The following is a 16,882-nucleotide window of genomic DNA, read 5'->3' on the forward strand; positions in this document are numbered from 1 at the left end:
ATGCACTTGCATGACCGGACGTGTCCGCAACGCGGCACGTTCGCTCTCCCCCCCTCAGCCGATGGCCCCACACGGCCCGGCCGCCGACCGCTCGATCACGATGGGCGGAACGCGTCGGCCGCAACGTGTCGGGCATCGGCAGTTATCCCCCCTCCGACGGGAGAGCATAATGTTGGCCAACTCAATTCGGGCCCTACGAGCCTTTCTGATCGTCTTTTCCGTTTGCCTGTTGACGTTCGCAGCCGGGCCGGCGAACGCACTGTCGAATCAGTTGCTGTTGCTGCTGCCGGACAACTTTACGCTGCCGGACCCGCGTGTGTCCGCGTGGCTCGATTCGGCGGCGGAGGAGGGGTTGCAGATTTCGCTCATCAGCGACACGCAATTCAAGCAGGGCGGCACGTCGCTGCAGCAGTATCAGGGGCTCATCCTGCCGGACCAGGTGCATACGGTCGCCGACGATACGCTCGTGACCGCCATCCAGAACTACGCGCTGAACGGCGGGCGCGTGATGCTCGTCTATGATTTCGGTGTGCTGAACGCAACTGGATTCTATCCGGCCGGGCAATCGCGATTCAGCTCGATGGCCGGCGTCAACTACGTGCTCTACGATACGCTCGGCGGAAGCATGATCGGCCTCGGCCCTGTGACCGGGATGGGGAGCACGTTGCGCGCCCTTCAGATTCCGCCCGGGAAGTCGATGACATGGTCCGGCTCGACGACGACCGCGACGGCGTTGGCTGCAACCACGTCAACTTCTTCGACCGGCTCGACGACGAATCAGCTGCTCTTCCTGCAGCCGAGCACGTCGAACCCGGGCGGGCTTGCCGGGTACAACCATCAGGCGTATTTCACGTACAAGATGGATAACGGCCGCATGACCAGCGTGCCGCTGAATCTCGGGCGCGTGTCGACGGGCGGCAAGGTCACATCCGGATCGTATTCGCCGACATCGACGACGCTGTCGTCGGTATCCACGGCGGTGAGTGGCGCGACGTCGCTCGCGACTGCGACACCGTCGGCGACGACGGACGTGCTCGAAGGAATTTCCGGCTACGTATACGGCTTCCTCACATATCCGAGCTACGTCACACAGGGCACGTATACAGGCACGACGCTGCTGACGTCGCCGAACTTCGGTCTCGTCGCGGGCTATCAGGCGTATGGAAACGGCGGCGTGATGTTCGTCAACATGCCGCTCGCGTATCTCGACGGACAAACCGACAGCATGCCGATTCACGGCTTTCTGCGTTACTTCACGACGAACATCCTGTCGATGCCGCACCTGTCGCTGCAGCCGCGCGCGCAGGCCGGGATGGTCCTGAACTGGCACTTCTGCGCGGAAGACCAGATCCAGCCGGCGCAGTACCTGAAGAACTACGGTGTCTGGAACAGCGGCCCGTACTCGATCGTGATGACCGCTGGCCCGGACGACGTGACGATCGGCGATGGTCTCGGGATCAACTTGACGAAAAATACGCAGGCGAAGCAACTTGTCGCGTTCCTGCTCAAGCGCGGGCACAAAGTCGGCAGCCACGGCGGTTGGGCGCACGACTACTGGGGGGCGAATGCGAGCGAAACGAATGCGAGCACGTTCACGCAATATCTGGTGCTGAACCACAATGCGGTCCAGTCGGTGACGGGCAAGCCGGACGTCGAATGGGCGGCGCCGGAAGGCAACACGCCGACATGGGCGGTGAACTGGCTCGAGTCGAACGGCTATTCCGGTTACTACTTCACCGGCCATACCGGCAATGCACAAACGCGGGCGTATCGCAACGGTTCGCTGCTGAATCCGGGCATCTGGGCGTTTCCGGTGATGCCGTTCGGCAAGTATGCGACGTTCGAGGAGTTCCAGGAGTTCGCGGTGCCGACGACAGACGTTCAGAACTGGTATCTGTCGCTGATGGACTTCGTCGTTGCGAACCGCACGAGCCGGTTGATCTACATGCACCCGCTGGGCGCGTCATGGTATCCGAACGTCGTTACGACGTTTCTCAGCTACGCGGCGTCGCTCGCGACGACGGGCCAGTTCAAGTGGTTCACGATGGACCAGCTCACGCAATTCGACCGGCGCCGTCTGCTGGTGAACTGGACGGCGACAGATACCGGTACCAGCTGGACGTTCAGTGCAACGCATCCGACGAACCTCCAGGACATGACCTGGCTGTTGCCGAAGCGCACGTACCAGATGCCGAGCGTGAAAAGCGGAAGCGCGACGGTCGTCAGTACCGATCAGAACAACTGGCTGGTCATCGCGGGCACGGGAAAATCGCTGTCGTTCACGAGCGCGAAGGTGCAGTGACGCACCTCAGCTCGTTTGCCAAGGGGGAACACCATGAACCGAGCCTCGTTTGCGCGTGGGCTGTGCATGTTGGTCGTATCGGCGAGCGTCGCGCTTGTGACCGGCGTGGCGTTCGCGCAATCCTCGTCGCGAGCGCTGCATGGGTTTGCGAGGCCGCCGCTCCATCTGCACGGATCCGCGAAACGGAATCCGGTCGGCCTGTCGCCGCAGCAGATCCGCCATTTCTACGGGTTCGATCTATTGCCGGCGCGCGGCTATGGTGGCGACGATCAGGTCATCGCGATTGTCGACGCCTATGACAATCCGAACGTCGAGGCTGATCTGCGATTGTTCAGCAACACGTTCGGCTTGCCGCCGTGCGCGTCCCCGCGCTGCTTCACGAAGGTGTACGCGACGCCGGACAAGCGGCCGCCGCCGCCCGATGCGCTGTGGGCGCTCGAAAGTTCGCTGGACGTGCAGTGGGCACACGCGATCGCACCGAATGCGCGGATCGTGCTGGTCGAAGCCGCATCGAGTTCGCTGGACGACCTGATGAGCGCGATCGCACTCGCGACGAGTCCGGCACCGGGCGGGGTCGGCGCAAAGGTCGTGTCGATCAGCTGGGGGAGCGCCGAATTTCTGGCCGAAACGCAATACGACGGGCAGTTCGCCAGCGCGAACGGCGTGTCGTTCGTCGCTGCGTCCGGCGACGGCGGCAATGGTGTCGACTACCCGGCCGCGTCGCCGTACGTGCTGAGCGTCGGCGGCACGTCGATCGCGATCGACTCAAGCGGCGCTTATGCCGGCGAAGCGGCGTGGGCCGGCAGCGGCGGCGGACAGAGCACCGTCGAGTCGGAACCGACGTATCAGTCGAACTTCGGGACGCCATCGGACAGCCTCGGGCTGCGCGGTGTGCCCGACGTCGCTTACGACGGCGATCCGGCGTCCGGCTTCGCGGTATACGATTCGTACGGCTATGCGGGGCAGCGCGGCTGGTTCGTCGTCGGCGGCACGAGCGCGGGCGCACCGCAATGGTCCGCTTTGGTCGCGATCGTCAACAGCTTGCGCATCGCGCGCGGCAAGACGACGCTGAACGCGGTGAATGCGATCCAGAGCGTGCTGTACGGTCTCGCGTCGAGCGCTTACGCGGCGAACTTCCGCGACATTGTCAGCGGATCGAACGGCACATGCGGCACGCTTTGTACCGCGGCGGTCGGATACGACTACGTGACCGGCCTCGGGCGCCCGATGGCCGCTAATCTGATCCAGGCACTGATGGCCGCACCTTGACGTGGATATGTTGGCGGCTCGAGAAGATCAGGCGGGTCCGCGCGCCACATACGAGAATGTTGGTCGGTAGGCGTGTTCCCTCGTATCTGGCGGCGGGTCTGCGCTATTCACGATATTCGTGTTCGTGCATGCGCCCGCGCTCGTCCTCACGCCACGGATCATGTTCACGCGGATGACGATGCATCCACTCGTCGTGCTCCCAGTAGCGGTGGCCGTCCCAGTATCGGTGGCCGTGCATGCCGATTGTGATCGACACACCCGGCGCCGGGGCGGGCTCTTCGTACCTCGGTTGCGGTGCAACGTAGACTTGCGCGAAGGCCGTGGTGGCCGCGACGAGTGCGCTGCCTGCCACGAGTGTCGCCAGAATTCGGCGGTTCGAAATTGTCTTGGGCTTCATCGTGCTTTCCTCCATTCAGTACCTGACAACGAGCATGAATCGTTCTCGTACGAAGCGGCAGGCGCTTCGCTCGCTATTTCAACGACGCGATCCGCATCTCTTAGCAGCAATGCCGATCCGATGGCCGAAGCCACGATGTCACCATCGCCGCAGGCCGGATATGCAATCGCTTCGAGGCACGGCGTGTGAATAATGTGAAGGAATGCAGAGCATGATGGCGCAACGCGAAAGCGCACGCGGACAAGGTCCACAATGCAATCGGGATTTGCGTTCAGATCTGACAAAGCAACACTTACATTGAATTGAAATGAAGTGGAGGGAACCGACCCATTCCCGCAGTGCCGATGTCGGGTCGAATACCGCTTCGCATCCGAAGAAAGGGCCCCTGCTCTGCCTTGCGAGAGGATGCGCACTGTGGCATCACTGTTCTCCGCCCGGTGGCCAGTGCAAGGGCGGCGAGTCATTTCATCGACGAAGACGCACGATGTCGTTGTTCGATCATTCGCTCACATGCAGCGGGTATATGTGTTGCTCATTGCGCTGGCGGTGTTCGCCGGCACCGGACCCCCGCATGGCACCACGATGTAACTGATGCGCGTTCGTAACAGGCTATCTCGTGGTCATATCAATTCAATGGAGACGTCCTCCGAACAGACCGAGCAGCCCGATGATGATCAAGTAGAGCGCAACGATGTAATTCAGGAGGCGGGGTACCACGAGGATGAGAATGCCGGCGATCAGCGAAACCAGCGGGCCGGCGCTAGTGAGCGTGTTCATGCTTCCTCCGCAAGATTGAGAACGAGTGGCCACCGCCTGCCTTGCCTCCGGCACCCGTTACAGAGACGCGAGCCTGGCGAGCGTCAAGCTTGCGGCCGTCAACTCACTGTCCACAAGCGCGAACGCTTCGACCGGCGCAATCGCCGTACCTGCACCGACGTTTCATCGCGATTGGGATCGGCGTGCCGGACCGCAGTTCGAGCATTCGTCAAGTTTCAAGGAGCAATGTCATGAACAAAGATCAGGTAAAAGGCCGCCTTACGGAAGCAAAGGGCAAGCTGAAGGAAATGGTTGGCAAGGTCGTGGGAAATCGAACAAGCAGATTGACGGGCAAGGCCGAACAGATCGTCGGCAAGACACAAGCGTCATTCGGCGACGCAAAGGAGCGATTCAAGAAGCGGCATTAGAGCCTGACGTGGAAGACACCGAACTGGCTTCTCGTCAGACCGAAGCGGCCGGTGTGAATTGGAGTCGACCTTCAGTGGCTTCGCGAAGCGTGCGTTGAAAGCGGCCACGGGGGGAAGCGTGTAAACGTTGGCGTCTGCTGCCGTGTTGGTCCATCACAATCGCAACGCCTTGACCGGCCGATCGCGCATCGTCATCGTGATCCGGTCCGTTGGAGCCATCGCAGCCCTCTGCGCCGGACACCCACGGCCGTACTGCTGACACGGCCCGAAAGCGGACATTTCAATCTGGCCACTACACACCCAAAACTTTGAATAGCATCATGTAGAGCATGATTTGATATCCGAATTGAGTGACTCGCCGAGAAGAGCCCCAACTTGAATCAGCACTGGTCACCAGGTCATCACCACGGTCGCCGTGCACGCTGCTGGAGCGGTCGTATTACCTAAAGCTGCTTTTCGGGCGGCGCCGTGCCGTTGTGACGAACACGAGTGCACAGATCGCGCCGAAGTATCGTGATCGAAAGAGTGGTGCACCATGCAATGGGCATGGCAGGAAGCCTCAATGGATTGAGGGAGTGAAGGGCCGCGATCGTTTTTTGAGCAAGCACTGAGTCGAACTGACGGTCTAGCACAAAGCCGCTAACGGTAACCAACGGGAAATTGGGCGCTGTGTCGCGAGCGGACGGGCTTCCTTCAAGTGTGACGGCGTCGAAGTGTGGAACTGCCTGCTGCCGCGCACTTCGACGTTCAGAATGCGTGGAGAAATCCGCAGATGAGCGAACTTGTTCAGATTTCGCCCGGCGTTGCGTTCTGTAAGCGCTGGGCCCTTGATCGAGGGCCTGCCTACTTTCACGTGCGGACGGCGCGCGTTTCCTGACACCGCGCGCCTACGCCTACGGCAAATTAGTGATATTGGTACGGGATGTGGTTTTCAGCCGTTCCGCCAATGGTGTGCGTCAACTGGCAACGGGACATCAAATACTGGCGCTTCTCCCGGAGCTTCTGCGCCTTGATCCTGTCGCCATACCTGCTCGCGGCTTCGGCTTTGACTTCAAGCTTGCGCAGCTTCTTTTGATAGCCGTAGCTATTGCATTGGCCTGCGAAGGCGGGCGCGGCAAGCGCCATCAAGAGAAGAGTCAGGGTTATTTTTTTCATTGTTCAGAACCATCCCAAAAAATCTGAGTGAATGATTTGCAGGGAAGGAATCGCGCTATCAGACCGACGCCTCCCACGCGAACCTATCGTCGCGAAATCGACTCATCGGAACAATCAGATACGTCTGAAAGAAAGTCAAAGATAGACAAAGACAGTCTCGAATGCGGGTGTAAGCGCGCGACGAGTCCTGATTTTTCACGAAAAGGAAGACTGCACTCGATTAGACGGATTCAAATCCGACAAAGTCGTGCCGTGTGGCACCCAATGAGGACTTCTACAAAAATCCTACGCAGAATCTAATTCCGAGGTGCCACCGACGGCGATCGGGTGTGGGGATCGAAAGCCGCTTAAGCGGCTGCAGTCCCGTCTGTCGATCGCCGCTGGGAGCCTGAGACAGTCGCAGACGGAACCGTCGCTCACGATGCTGGCGAAGCGGTGCGGCATCGAAGGATTTATTCGCGGAATGTCTAATGTCAGCGCGGAGCACCGCCAAGGCCGCAGTCGCTTAGAGCCAGTCAGCGCGTACGCGGACTTCGCCGCTGGCCGAAACGGTACCAAACCAGGGCGCGCCTGACGTGTCGGTCGCGAGTTGCTTTGGATCGAGCGGGAAGCGCAGGTCCATATCGAGGGCCCCCTCGTACGCGAATGCGCCGCCGAGGGTCTCGCGCCACCTTAGCGTGGCGACGTCATACACGGTGCCGGCGCAATTGTCCGGGCGATCGTCGAGCCCAGTGCCGTCATAAAAGCGAACGATTGACGGCACTGCAACCACTGTTGCACCACTCTTGTCGACGAATTTGCAACGTGGCCCGTCGGCGGTTTGCACACTGGGCGCGAGCACGTCTACCGACACCTTGGTCGCCTTCGACGCGCCATACTGGCGGATTGTGAGCGGCACGACGATCTCCGCATCCTGGCCGATCGAACCGGAATATTTGCCCATCGCGGCGGGGTCGCGCTCGTCGATCGCGACGCCGAATGTGAGACGTTTCAGTTCCGTATCTTCGAAAAAGGACACCCGCATGTCGACGGCCGTTCCACCGGTAGATTGCACGATCGCGCCGATGGTTTCGCCGAGCGGCTTCGCTTCGGCGTCGCCCAGCAGCGAATCCAGCAGATTCGACGTGACCACCAGTTTCGTTGTGCCTAAGGCAGTCGCAGAGACCTTCGACAACTTCTGCCCGCCAGCCGTCTTGAACCATACGTCGGATTGCTGAGAAGGCGGTACGATGAACGAAATGTTATCCATCGTGGCCGTGGAGTTGGCGGATATCGGGCATTCCATGTTGCCGTCCGTGATACGGCATACGGGCGGAACGGATACGAGCATTTTGCCGTTCGACACGCTGATGGTGCCGCTGATCGGTGACAGCGTGAGCGTCCGGGAGGCGGTTGGCGTCACCGTCGTTCTGTAAATGAACTGGCTGGAGTATCCGCAAAGGCCCATGTTCGAGAAGTTTCCATTCAACCACCAATCCGAAAGCTGCTGACCGCGGTCTCCAAGTATGACAGAGGAGTAGAACATATGCGCACCGAACGTCATCGGTGACTGGTTCAGGAAGGCGTCCGCCACCATCTTTCTGGCGGTCTGATCTTGCACTTGAGTACCCGGCCCGCGAACGAACTGCCCCAGCGAGTTGCTGGTTTGCTGCGTAAATTGATCAATTGACGCGATTTGCATGCCGTTGATGATGTAGTCCGCGCTGAGACGATTCAGTGTGTTCTTGCCCGAATAGGGAAGATTGGGGAAGCGCACATCCTGGCTATTCGGAACAACGATCGAGCGCAAGCCGCCGCTCGCCGACAGCCATGCGCCGACAGCGACGTCCGGGAAAGAGTCCCAGGTGGTCGCTTCCTTGAAGATGATTGCCAGCTGCGTCAGTTGGGGATTCGTTTTGTGAATGCGCCCGACGAGTGCACCCGTCGTACCAGCGGGAATGTCAGGCAAATAAAGATAATCGCCCACCTCAATCACTAACGGCGCATAAGAGTGGTCCGAAATCGTCGGCGAACGGCTGCACGGAACGCTGAACGGGTCATCGGCCGCGGCATGGGCAGAGACAGCATGACCGAGCGCCAGCGCACCGCTCAAGCAAAAGCGAATCGCAGCGCGTAGAAAAAGTGGTTTGAGATTTGACATTTCAATGCAATGGCGAGGAGAGGAGTAGACACATTCGGTGGAGCGCACATGATTTATTGCCGCCATCCGGATTCAGGTCGACACGCAACGCACGTTCGACCACGAGCGGTTGAGCGGAGGGGGCTGCGATGAGGACCGGATAACCGAGTCGTCCCGCTAATCACACGCAAAATGGCTTTCGTATGCTAACGGAGGGGCGCGCGATCAGAATATGAGAACCGTCCTAAATGCATCCCGCGGATATCCGCGCAATGCCCGCTCGGCCTGCCGGCGGAGTCGGGGAAGGTCTCGACGATAGCTGCTGAATCGTTGCGAGAGAACGCACGGAGCGTACGCCTTCCGCGCTCGCGCTACTGGAGCGTCGATCAGTTGTATCAGTCTGCGATTGAGCGCGAGGCCGTGTGAATGTTCTCGCGCGGAGTACCGCGACGCGTTCGTTCGCGCCCGGATCCGTGCAGACCGGCCGTTGTGCAATGGCATCTGCAGGCGTCGGGCATGTCTTCTGGCTTGACGATCCGTCGAGACCGCGCATACGGCGCGGCACTCACGTTGCATACCGGCATCTTGTCCGCCCTCGAGCGACGCACGCCTGGAATCGGCCAAGGCGTATCGCACCCATCGCCGTGTAGCGCCATTCAGCGCAGGTGAAAACACACGCGGACGTGTTTCGGCGGCGCGTTGCGAGTGCGCCGCGAAATGCACCGACCATCGTGGTCGTGATGCGTGTTGTCTTCGGTTCCGGCGCACCTGCCGGTTTCGCACGTCCAAATCATCGCGTCCTCGGCAAACCTTTTTCTGTTGGCTTACTTGCCGGAGAGGGATGCGCTCGGGTGTGACTGTCATCCATCAGCACGGGCGCCGGGCCGCATGAGCGTGTGCCGTTCGAAGCGGGTCAAGGATTTTTTAGGCCCATTCTTATATTACATTGGCCTTTCAATTGAAATAATTCGTTTCGCCGCCGTGATCTGGCAAACCCATTGAACCGGCAGTTGGTAGGACGGGCGGTCCAGAAGAATCCCCGGGTATGGGATGTCGTCTGGTCATCCAAGTTAATTGATGAACACCTTTGAGAGATCGATATGAAGAAAACTGCATTCCGCCTCGCAGTGGCATCCGCACTCGCAGTCGCGTTCGCTGTTCCGGCCATCGCCGCAACCGTGGGCCCGGAAGAAGCACGCGTGAAGTGGACGGCATCCGTTGTCAAGAAGTCCGACGTGACGCTGAGCGTCTTCGCGGAAGGTAGCACGACGCTCGATTTCGAGTGGAACCCGTCGAGCGAAGCATTCTCGACGCAGGACCGCACGCTGACCGTTCTCGCGGCGGGTTACGAAGGCGGCACGGGCTACAAGATCCAGGCGCAAGTCACGAAGAACACGCTGAATGCCGTTGCAGGTGGCGTGAAGGATTCGCTGAAGGTCGGCGTCGATCTCGGTGGCGTCGAGCTGAGCGAAACCCTCACCGACATCCTGTCGGGCACCGGCGGTGACGCGGCGCCGTCGATCGCGGCAAATGGCCTGCAGAACATGAATCTGTCGAAGGTCGGCCCGAACAAGACGCCGAACGGCTCGTACCACCAGGCGAATGGCGTGCCGGTGAAGTTCTCGATCGCAGAAGGCACCGACAAGGACGGAAACGCGCTGACTGGCACAGGTCTGTCTGGCGTCTCCGATGGCCGTTACAACGGCGACGTCGAAGTGCGTTTCGTCGCGAGCTGGGAAACGCCGACCGCGTAAGTTGCGCCGAATGCCTGCGTAGATTCGGTCGAAGCAGGCATTGACTCCGGTAATGCCGGACCTCGCGGTCTAGGGGTTCGGCATTTTCTTTTTCTTTTCTTTCGGAGGACACGATGAAGCCACTCAAACTCTTGGCGCTGGCGGCCGCGCTGATAGGCGCGCAGCATGCATCGGCCATTGGCATCGGATCGTTGACGACCGAAATGCAGGAAAACGAGTTCTACGTCGTCAAGCAGATCAAGAACGACGACTCGATAGCCAAATTCGTGTCGACGGAAGTCCAGGAGATTACCAATCCGCGGCAATTGAAGGTGCTGCATGAGCAGAAAAAGGATGTGCTGATCTCGCCCGCAACGGTGTTTCTGCCGCCGCATCGAACGGCGGACGTCAAGATCTACTACCAGGGCAAGCGGGACGACAAGGAGCGCTACTACCAGTTGTCGTTCATTGAACAGGCCGTGTCGTCGCAATCGAACATCAGTGATGGCGTCAGCTTGTCCGCGAAGCAGCGCATTCGGCTGAGTTCGATCCTCGTCGTGCGCCCACGAACGATCCACTTCAAATTCGAACACGACGGCAACGGGCGTGTGAAGAACATCGGAAATACCTTCGTCCATGTCACGGCCACGGGGAAGTGCGAAGAAAAGGCCGCGACCGAACCGAAGGCGTGCAGCCGATCCACTTTCCTGCTCCCGGGCGAGTCGGGAGACATGCGAAAGGAAAAGGGCTTGGTATCCCTTCAAGGCATTGGCGTCTGGAAAGGCAGCGACTACCAGTATTTCCCGATGAATGCCGCACCGTCGAAGGTCGTAGCGAAGTAAGCGAATCACGGTTATGTGACTTGGATAAACAGAGATTCAATTTGGACTGCGAATGAAAAAGTCGACAATGACAGCAATTAACGTCGCCGTATCCCTTGCGGGAGGATGGGTGTCGTCGGCTGTGCTTGCGGCGGATCATTCGGTGATGTTCGATCGGGGTGCGCGGGCAGTCGAGACGCCCGAAGCTGACAGGGGGCGCGACGAGTCCGCATACGCCGTCGATGTCGACGCGATCACGGCCTCGGAATACGCATCGGTGTCCGTGCCAGCGTCGGACATGGAACCAGGCCGCGATGCTCGCTCGTTGAATCCGGAAATTGCCGATCGCGCGCCCGATCCTGCGGAGGGTGCACATGCCGATGGCACATTGGCTGCTGGTCAGTACGCCTTTCCTGACAACCTGCTCGGTGCACTCGAGCAGGGTGTCGACGTGCCCGTGCGGCTCAAGATCGATAGCGGTTCGGAGGAAGCGGGCCGGGCGACCGTCAAGTACGATGGTCGCACGCTGACGCTGGTGGACTTCAGCCTCGCGAAGATCGCCATCACGGATGCCGCGAAGCAAAGGATTGCGGATCGCTACGGCAAGCCGCTGCGCATGGTCGCGGAAACGTCGAGCGCACGCGAGGACGTATCTGACGTCCAACTGGAATTCAATCTCCGGACGTTCGAACTGGTTGCACAACTGCCGAGGGATGCCTATGCAAGCGAAGGCGCGCCGCGCTTGCATATGCTGCCCGACAGTACCGAGAAGCATCCGAGCGGTGTGCTGAATTACGACATGTCGGTCGTGAAGAACGCCAGAGCCGATGCGAACGGCTACCTCCACATGCAGTCGGTCAGCGCAATTGGTGTCAATCACGCGTATGTTGAGGGCGACATTCGCAGCGGCGACGATTTCAACCTGTATGAAGCGCGGCTGGAACGTGATTACCGCGGCGTATCGATCACGGCCGGCTATCTGAGCACCTGGTCGATGAATGCGCTGGGGCAGACAACGTTCCTTCCGGGCGGGCGCTTTCTTGGCGTCAGCGCAGGCACCGCGAGCCGCTCGGAGTTGAACGACGGCTCGCTGGCGCGCACGCCAATCTTCGCGTTCATGCCTGCATCGGGTGAAGTGCAGATTCATCGCGACGGCAAGCTGATCAACGTTCAGCATCTTCCCCTCGGCAACCAGGAAATCGATACGCGCCAGTTGCCAGTCGGGACTTACCCGATTCGCGTGGACGTCGTTGTCAACGGTCGTGTGGTGTCGTCCCGCAATGAGCAAGTGTACAAGCCGAGTAACGGCGGAACCGGTGCGGACACGCAGTATCAGTTCTATGTCGGCCAGTATGTTGCGAACAACGTTGGGGGACGTGGTGCGATCAGCCGACAGCTCGTCGGCGCGAGCGGCAAGATGGCGACTCGGTTCGGCACGTTTAACGGCAGTGCATATTATTTTGACGGTCTGGCCGCCGCCGAACTGCGTTATCAACGGGGTTTCAAGCACGGTAACGTAGGCATCGACACGGGAGCGACGAGCGACGGCGGTTTTCGCGTGAATGCGAATGGCGCGGCGAACATCGGGCCTGTCGGCGCGTGGGCGAACTACATGCTGACGACGGGCAGCACCGCGAAAAACGGCGTATACAATCAGCGCACACTGAGCTTCGGTTCGAACGTGAACGTTGCGCGTATGTTCGGCTGGGCCAACAACGCGACGCTCAACGTGAGCGGAAGCGTATACGGCGGCGGTGGTCAGGACTACCGCATCGACTGGAGCCAGGACATTTACTCGAACAAATGGGTGCGCGTGATGCTCAATGGCGGCCAGATGTTCAGCCGGAATAGCGGCGGCATGGGCCGTAAGTGGAACAATGCGTTCTACGTCGGCCTGAATGCGACGTTCTCGTTCGGCGACGCGGGCATCGACTATTCGCGTTCGCTCGATACCGAGCAGATCGGCGCGCACGTCGGCTGGCGGCCGGAGCGTATCCCGGGCGTCGACTATCTGTCGGCAGGGGTCAACCGCTCGCGTTCGCTGTCGAGCGACTATGGCAATCCGTCGAGCACCCAAGCGAACCTTGGCGCGCAGGGCCACAACCGCTGGTTCGGCTGGCAAGGTAACGTGAACATCGACGATACCGGCGACGCCAGCGGCACCGCCGCGATGCAGGGCAGTGTCGGGTGGAACACGCGCGGCATCGGGTTCAACAGCAAGAAGGGCGAAAGCGGCGTGATCGTCGGCGTGGACAAGTCGGCACGTGGCAACCTCGAGATGGTGTCCACGAATGGGGCGCTGGCGCTCGATTCGCGTTCTACGTTCGTTCCGCTTACGGGATACCGCGAACACCGCGTGACGATCCGCACGCGTCGTGACACGCCGGAAAACTTCGATATCCAGGAAGGCGACGCCAAGCTCGTGCTATATCCGGGCAACGTCGCGTCGATGATGCCGAAGGTCCGCCGGCTGGTAACGGTGTTCGGCGTGCTGACCGAGAACGGTTTGGTGAAGCCGAACACCGAGATTCGCAACCACATCGGCAAGGCTACGACTGCAGCCGACGGCGGTTTCGTGATCGACGTCGATACCGCCTATCCGGTCATTCAATACGAGACCGGCACCGGCGGAACGTGCGAGATCGACTTTGACCTCAGCAAGGCGCAAGGCGCGCTGTGGGTTGATCAGATCGAATGCAAACCGAAAAGCGTGGCCGATGCGCGCCCGGTTCGGCGTCGCGAAGGCTGATACCAAACCAAAATGGAGGAGACATATCCATATGCGCGGCCGACGCAGTCGGTCGCGCGTCCATTTTTGTCGGGTAACGCGCGATGCCGGGCCGACCGGCTGAGTTGTAGCGGGTGAGATGCGTATGCGCGGACCAGTAACCAGTGAGGAATCGATTGAGGCAATTCGCAGCGTTCGTGATGTTGGTCTGGTCTTGCACAGCGCAGGCATTGTCCGTTGGCGACATGACCTATTTCATGGGGTCCGGGAAAGACTATCTCGTTCGCGAGGTCGTGAACGACAGCGACCAGACGCGCGTGTACGGCGTGTCAGTGGAGGAAAGCGCTCCGCCGTATGGCGACGTCGCGACGTGGAAGCCGAAAGGCGGCGATCTGATGTACGCACCGAAGCAACTCGTGTTACGCCCGAACAAGAGTGGGTGGTTGCGTCTCTATTTCAAAGGTGTAAGTGACGACTCGCCACGCTATTTTCGCGTGACGTTCCGCGAGGAGCGCGCGGTTTCGATCGATACAAATGCGGTCAAGGTGAAACCGCGTCTCGAGTTGCAGACAATCCTGGTCGTGCAGCCGAGGTCGCCAAGGCAGGCTTATCGGGTCGATGGGACGCGATTCGTTAATACGGGGAACACGGTCATGCTGGCAACCGCGCATGGGGAATGTGCGCTTTTGATTGACTGCATGCGAGACCGCTATTTGTCGCCTGGCGAATCACTCGATCTGGCCGGGCTGAATCCAGTGGGCGGCCCGGTCAGGGTCGTCTTGGCAAACGGGGCCGACACGCATGAAGTGAAAGTGGTGCCGGTGAATTAATTTTCCCCGTGGCGCGATGTATTCGAACCCATCGGCGCGGGTGCGATAGGCGCGCCTGTTCACGCGCTCGGTTCTTCAGGGTTGAAGAAGCATTCCATTGCGGCGTTGTCCCCAAGAATCGCCTCGACGGCTCATGCCAAATGCAATGCCCTCTTGCCTGAGTAGCGATCTTGAAAGCAGATCGGCTCCGGCATCACGCCCCCGTACAACTGTCGCCTTAGCGAGCGTCAAGAGGCAACGGGCGCGACAGAGGGACGCCCTTGCCCCCTAAACAAGGCTTGGTCCCGGACACAGCGCTCCCATCCCAAGAAGCCGCATCGAATCGCGGCTCATCGATTCCAATTTCACATTCCGATTAACCCGCGATGGATAGCACGAACAGCAACGCCGCATTACCTCGAGCAAAGCAAGTAGCCGTCGTCCCGGTGAATCTGATCCAACCCGCCGACGTGGGGCAGAGCATCAGTGCCTTCGACGACTGGCTGATCAGCATCAGCGACGGCACGATCTCGCTGGAACGTATCTCCACCATGGCCGGTGCGCTGCCGGTGTTGGGCAACATCCTCGCACTGGCGGACGTGTTCGGCGATATCGTCACCCTCGCGAAGAGTAAAGAGCGCCATACGCTCGATTGGGTGAGCCTGGGCATCAACCTGATGGGCGTGGTGCCGTTGCCCGGCACAGCGGCTGCCCGCATGAGTTTGCGCCCAGGCTTGTTCCTCGTGCGTCAGGAGTTGCGCAAGAGCGGCAAGCAACTGGTCGGCGAGGCGATGCTCACGGTGCTCGCTACCAGTTTGAACGCCAGCATCAAGGGCAGCCTGGAAGACTTCGTGACGAGGGCACGGGCCGAGTTGTCCGGTTTCATCGAAGCGGCCGCCCAGTATGGAGAGGCGCTGATCGTTGACCTGGCCAACGGCCTGGACGCGATCGTGCTGAGCGAGCTGGACGCCGAGGGCAATCTCAAGGCTGCGAAGGCGGAACTGTTCGAGGCCACGGGCAAACTCTGGCGTGACCCGCTCGGCGTATTCACCAATGTGTATGGCGCCGCCACGCAATTCCAGGCGGGCGTGGCCAAGGCCAGCCTCAACCTGGCGACAATGGCGATACCGAAGCGCGCCTGCGATGCAGTGCTGCGGGAGACCGCAGCACTTCGTCGGCTGTCGCCCGAACTCGGTCGGCAGATTCGCCGTCTGGCCGACGAAAACGTTGAGCAGAGCATCGGCTGGATCATCGCGGGCCTGGCCCGCGCCGTCCTCGCCCGCAGACCCGGCCGGGGACATGGCGCCAACGTCAAGTCGGGCACCACCAGCATCAGCAAGGCCAGCCACCCGGGGCAGCCGCTGGAGCCGCGCCCCGTCGAACGTAGGGCCCAGGGCGATGCCAAGCCCCAGAAAAACGGCACCTGCGCCGGCACCTGCGGCAGCATCAGCTTCGCCATGGGCAGCGAGACCATCGCGCATACCGACTTCGCCTTGCCGGGTCCGTTCCCCATTGAATGGACCCGCACCTACCGCTCCAGCCTGGGTGCTTTCGACGATGGCGCACTGGGCGCGCGCTGGATCACCCCGTACACCACGCGCTTCGACGTGCGGGGCGAAGGCCTGCGCTACCACGGCGCTGACGGGCGCAGCCACGACTACCCGCTGCCCAAGGTCGGACAGTTCCATGAAGATCGCATCGAAGACCTCACGCTGGTTCGTGTACGCGATCACGAGTTGGTGCTGTGTCGTGGCTACGAACGCCGCGAGACCTACCAGCGCCACGGCGACCGCTACCTGCTGGTGCGGATCGAACTGCGCGGCGGCGCCGGCATGCTGCTCGGCTACGACCACCGCGTTGGCAATCGCGCGGTGCTGTCGGACCTGATCACCTACCAGGACGATCCCAGTCAGCCGCATACCCACCTGGGCACTCTGGTGGACGAGGCTGGCCGCATCACCGGCCTGTGGCTGATGGGCGAGCACGAACCCCTGCGCCGCCTGAGCCTGTACCGTTATGACGAAGCGGGCGACCTCACGCTGGCACAAGACGAGAATGCTGCCGCATGGACCTACCAGTACCAGCACCACCTGATCACCCTCTACACGGACCGCACCGGCCGCGGCATGAACCTGCAATGGCAGGGAGAGGGCGCGGATGCCAAAGCGGTGCGCGAGTGGGCCGACGACGGCAGCTTCGACACCCGCCTGGAATGGGACGAGAACATCCGCCTCACCTACGTCACCGATGCCCATGGCCAGGAGACCTGGCACTACTACGACCACCTGGGCTACACGTACCGCATCATCCACCCCGATCAGCGTGAGGAATGGCTGTTCCGCGATGAGGCGAAGAACGTCGTCCA

The 16,882-nt window shown here is 60.7% G+C and carries 12 protein-coding genes; 8 read left to right on the forward strand and 4 right to left on the reverse strand.

Translation table 11 applies throughout. The features are described from left to right. Positions 1–169 precede the first annotated feature (169 nt). Both DIE11_RS23890 and DIE11_RS23895 read left to right on the forward strand, forming a co-directional pair. Entirely contained in the window at positions 170–2,302 is a 2,133-nt protein-coding gene (locus DIE11_RS23890) for a polysaccharide deacetylase family protein (protein ID WP_124627536.1), read from the forward strand. A 33-nt stretch (positions 2,303–2,335) separates the two neighbouring features. After that, entirely contained in the window at positions 2,336–3,571 is a 1,236-nt protein-coding gene (locus tag DIE11_RS23895) for a S53 family peptidase (protein WP_124627538.1), read from the forward strand. A 103-nt stretch (positions 3,572–3,674) separates the two neighbouring features. Here DIE11_RS23895 and DIE11_RS23900 read toward each other — a convergent pair whose 3' ends face one another. Continuing rightward, positions 3,675–3,968, reverse strand: a complete 294-nt coding sequence (locus tag DIE11_RS23900; RefSeq protein WP_124627540.1) for a hypothetical protein — start codon at positions 3,966–3,968, stop codon at positions 3,675–3,677. Between the two features lie 630 nt (positions 3,969–4,598). Further along, positions 4,599–4,745, reverse strand: coding sequence for a DUF3096 domain-containing protein (locus DIE11_RS23905; RefSeq protein WP_124627542.1), 147 nt, complete (start codon positions 4,743–4,745; stop codon positions 4,599–4,601). Positions 4,746–4,975: 230 nt separating this feature from the next. Here DIE11_RS23905 and DIE11_RS23910 point away from each other — a divergent pair, with 230 nt between their 5' ends. Continuing rightward, positions 4,976–5,152, forward strand: coding sequence for a CsbD family protein (locus DIE11_RS23910; RefSeq protein WP_124627544.1), 177 nt, complete (start codon positions 4,976–4,978; stop codon positions 5,150–5,152). 903 nt (positions 5,153–6,055) lie between these two features. Here the strand turns inward: DIE11_RS23910 and DIE11_RS23920 are convergent. Both DIE11_RS23920 and DIE11_RS23925 read right to left on the reverse strand, forming a co-directional pair. Continuing rightward, a complete protein-coding gene (locus DIE11_RS23920) occupies positions 6,056–6,307 on the reverse strand; it encodes a hypothetical protein (RefSeq protein ID WP_124627548.1) in 252 nt (83 codons plus the stop codon). A gap of 505 nt (positions 6,308–6,812) precedes the next feature. Further along, positions 6,813–8,447, reverse strand: coding sequence for a hypothetical protein (locus DIE11_RS23925; protein ID WP_124627550.1), 1,635 nt, complete (start codon positions 8,445–8,447; stop codon positions 6,813–6,815). A gap of 1,079 nt (positions 8,448–9,526) precedes the next feature. On the opposite strand from DIE11_RS23925, the gene DIE11_RS23930 reads away from it, so the two are divergent. The 5 genes from DIE11_RS23930 to DIE11_RS23950 all read left to right on the forward strand — a co-directional run. After that, the gene (locus DIE11_RS23930; protein ID WP_059599572.1) at positions 9,527–10,180 is read left to right on the forward strand and encodes a common pilus major fimbrillin subunit EcpA; all 654 of its coding nucleotides are present in this window, start codon (positions 9,527–9,529) and stop codon (positions 10,178–10,180) included. A 113-nt stretch (positions 10,181–10,293) separates the two neighbouring features. Further along, positions 10,294–11,001 (forward strand): fimbria/pilus periplasmic chaperone, encoded by a 708-nt coding sequence (locus tag DIE11_RS23935; RefSeq protein ID WP_124627552.1) that lies wholly within the window; start codon positions 10,294–10,296, stop codon positions 10,999–11,001. 52 nt (positions 11,002–11,053) lie between these two features. Continuing rightward, the gene (locus tag DIE11_RS23940) at positions 11,054–13,729 is read left to right on the forward strand and encodes a TcfC E-set like domain-containing protein (protein WP_124627554.1); all 2,676 of its coding nucleotides are present in this window, start codon (positions 11,054–11,056) and stop codon (positions 13,727–13,729) included. Positions 13,730–13,953: 224 nt separating this feature from the next. Continuing rightward, positions 13,954–14,538, forward strand: a complete 585-nt coding sequence (locus tag DIE11_RS23945; RefSeq protein WP_124627556.1) for a hypothetical protein — start codon at positions 13,954–13,956, stop codon at positions 14,536–14,538. Between the two features lie 365 nt (positions 14,539–14,903). Next, positions 14,904–16,882 (forward strand): DUF6531 domain-containing protein (locus DIE11_RS23950; RefSeq protein ID WP_221622467.1); only part of this gene is annotated, 1,979 nt, incomplete at its 3' end.

Source organism: Burkholderia sp. Bp9012 (genome assembly GCF_003853825.1).
Classification (GTDB): Bacteria; Pseudomonadota; Gammaproteobacteria; order Burkholderiales; family Burkholderiaceae; genus Burkholderia; species Burkholderia diffusa.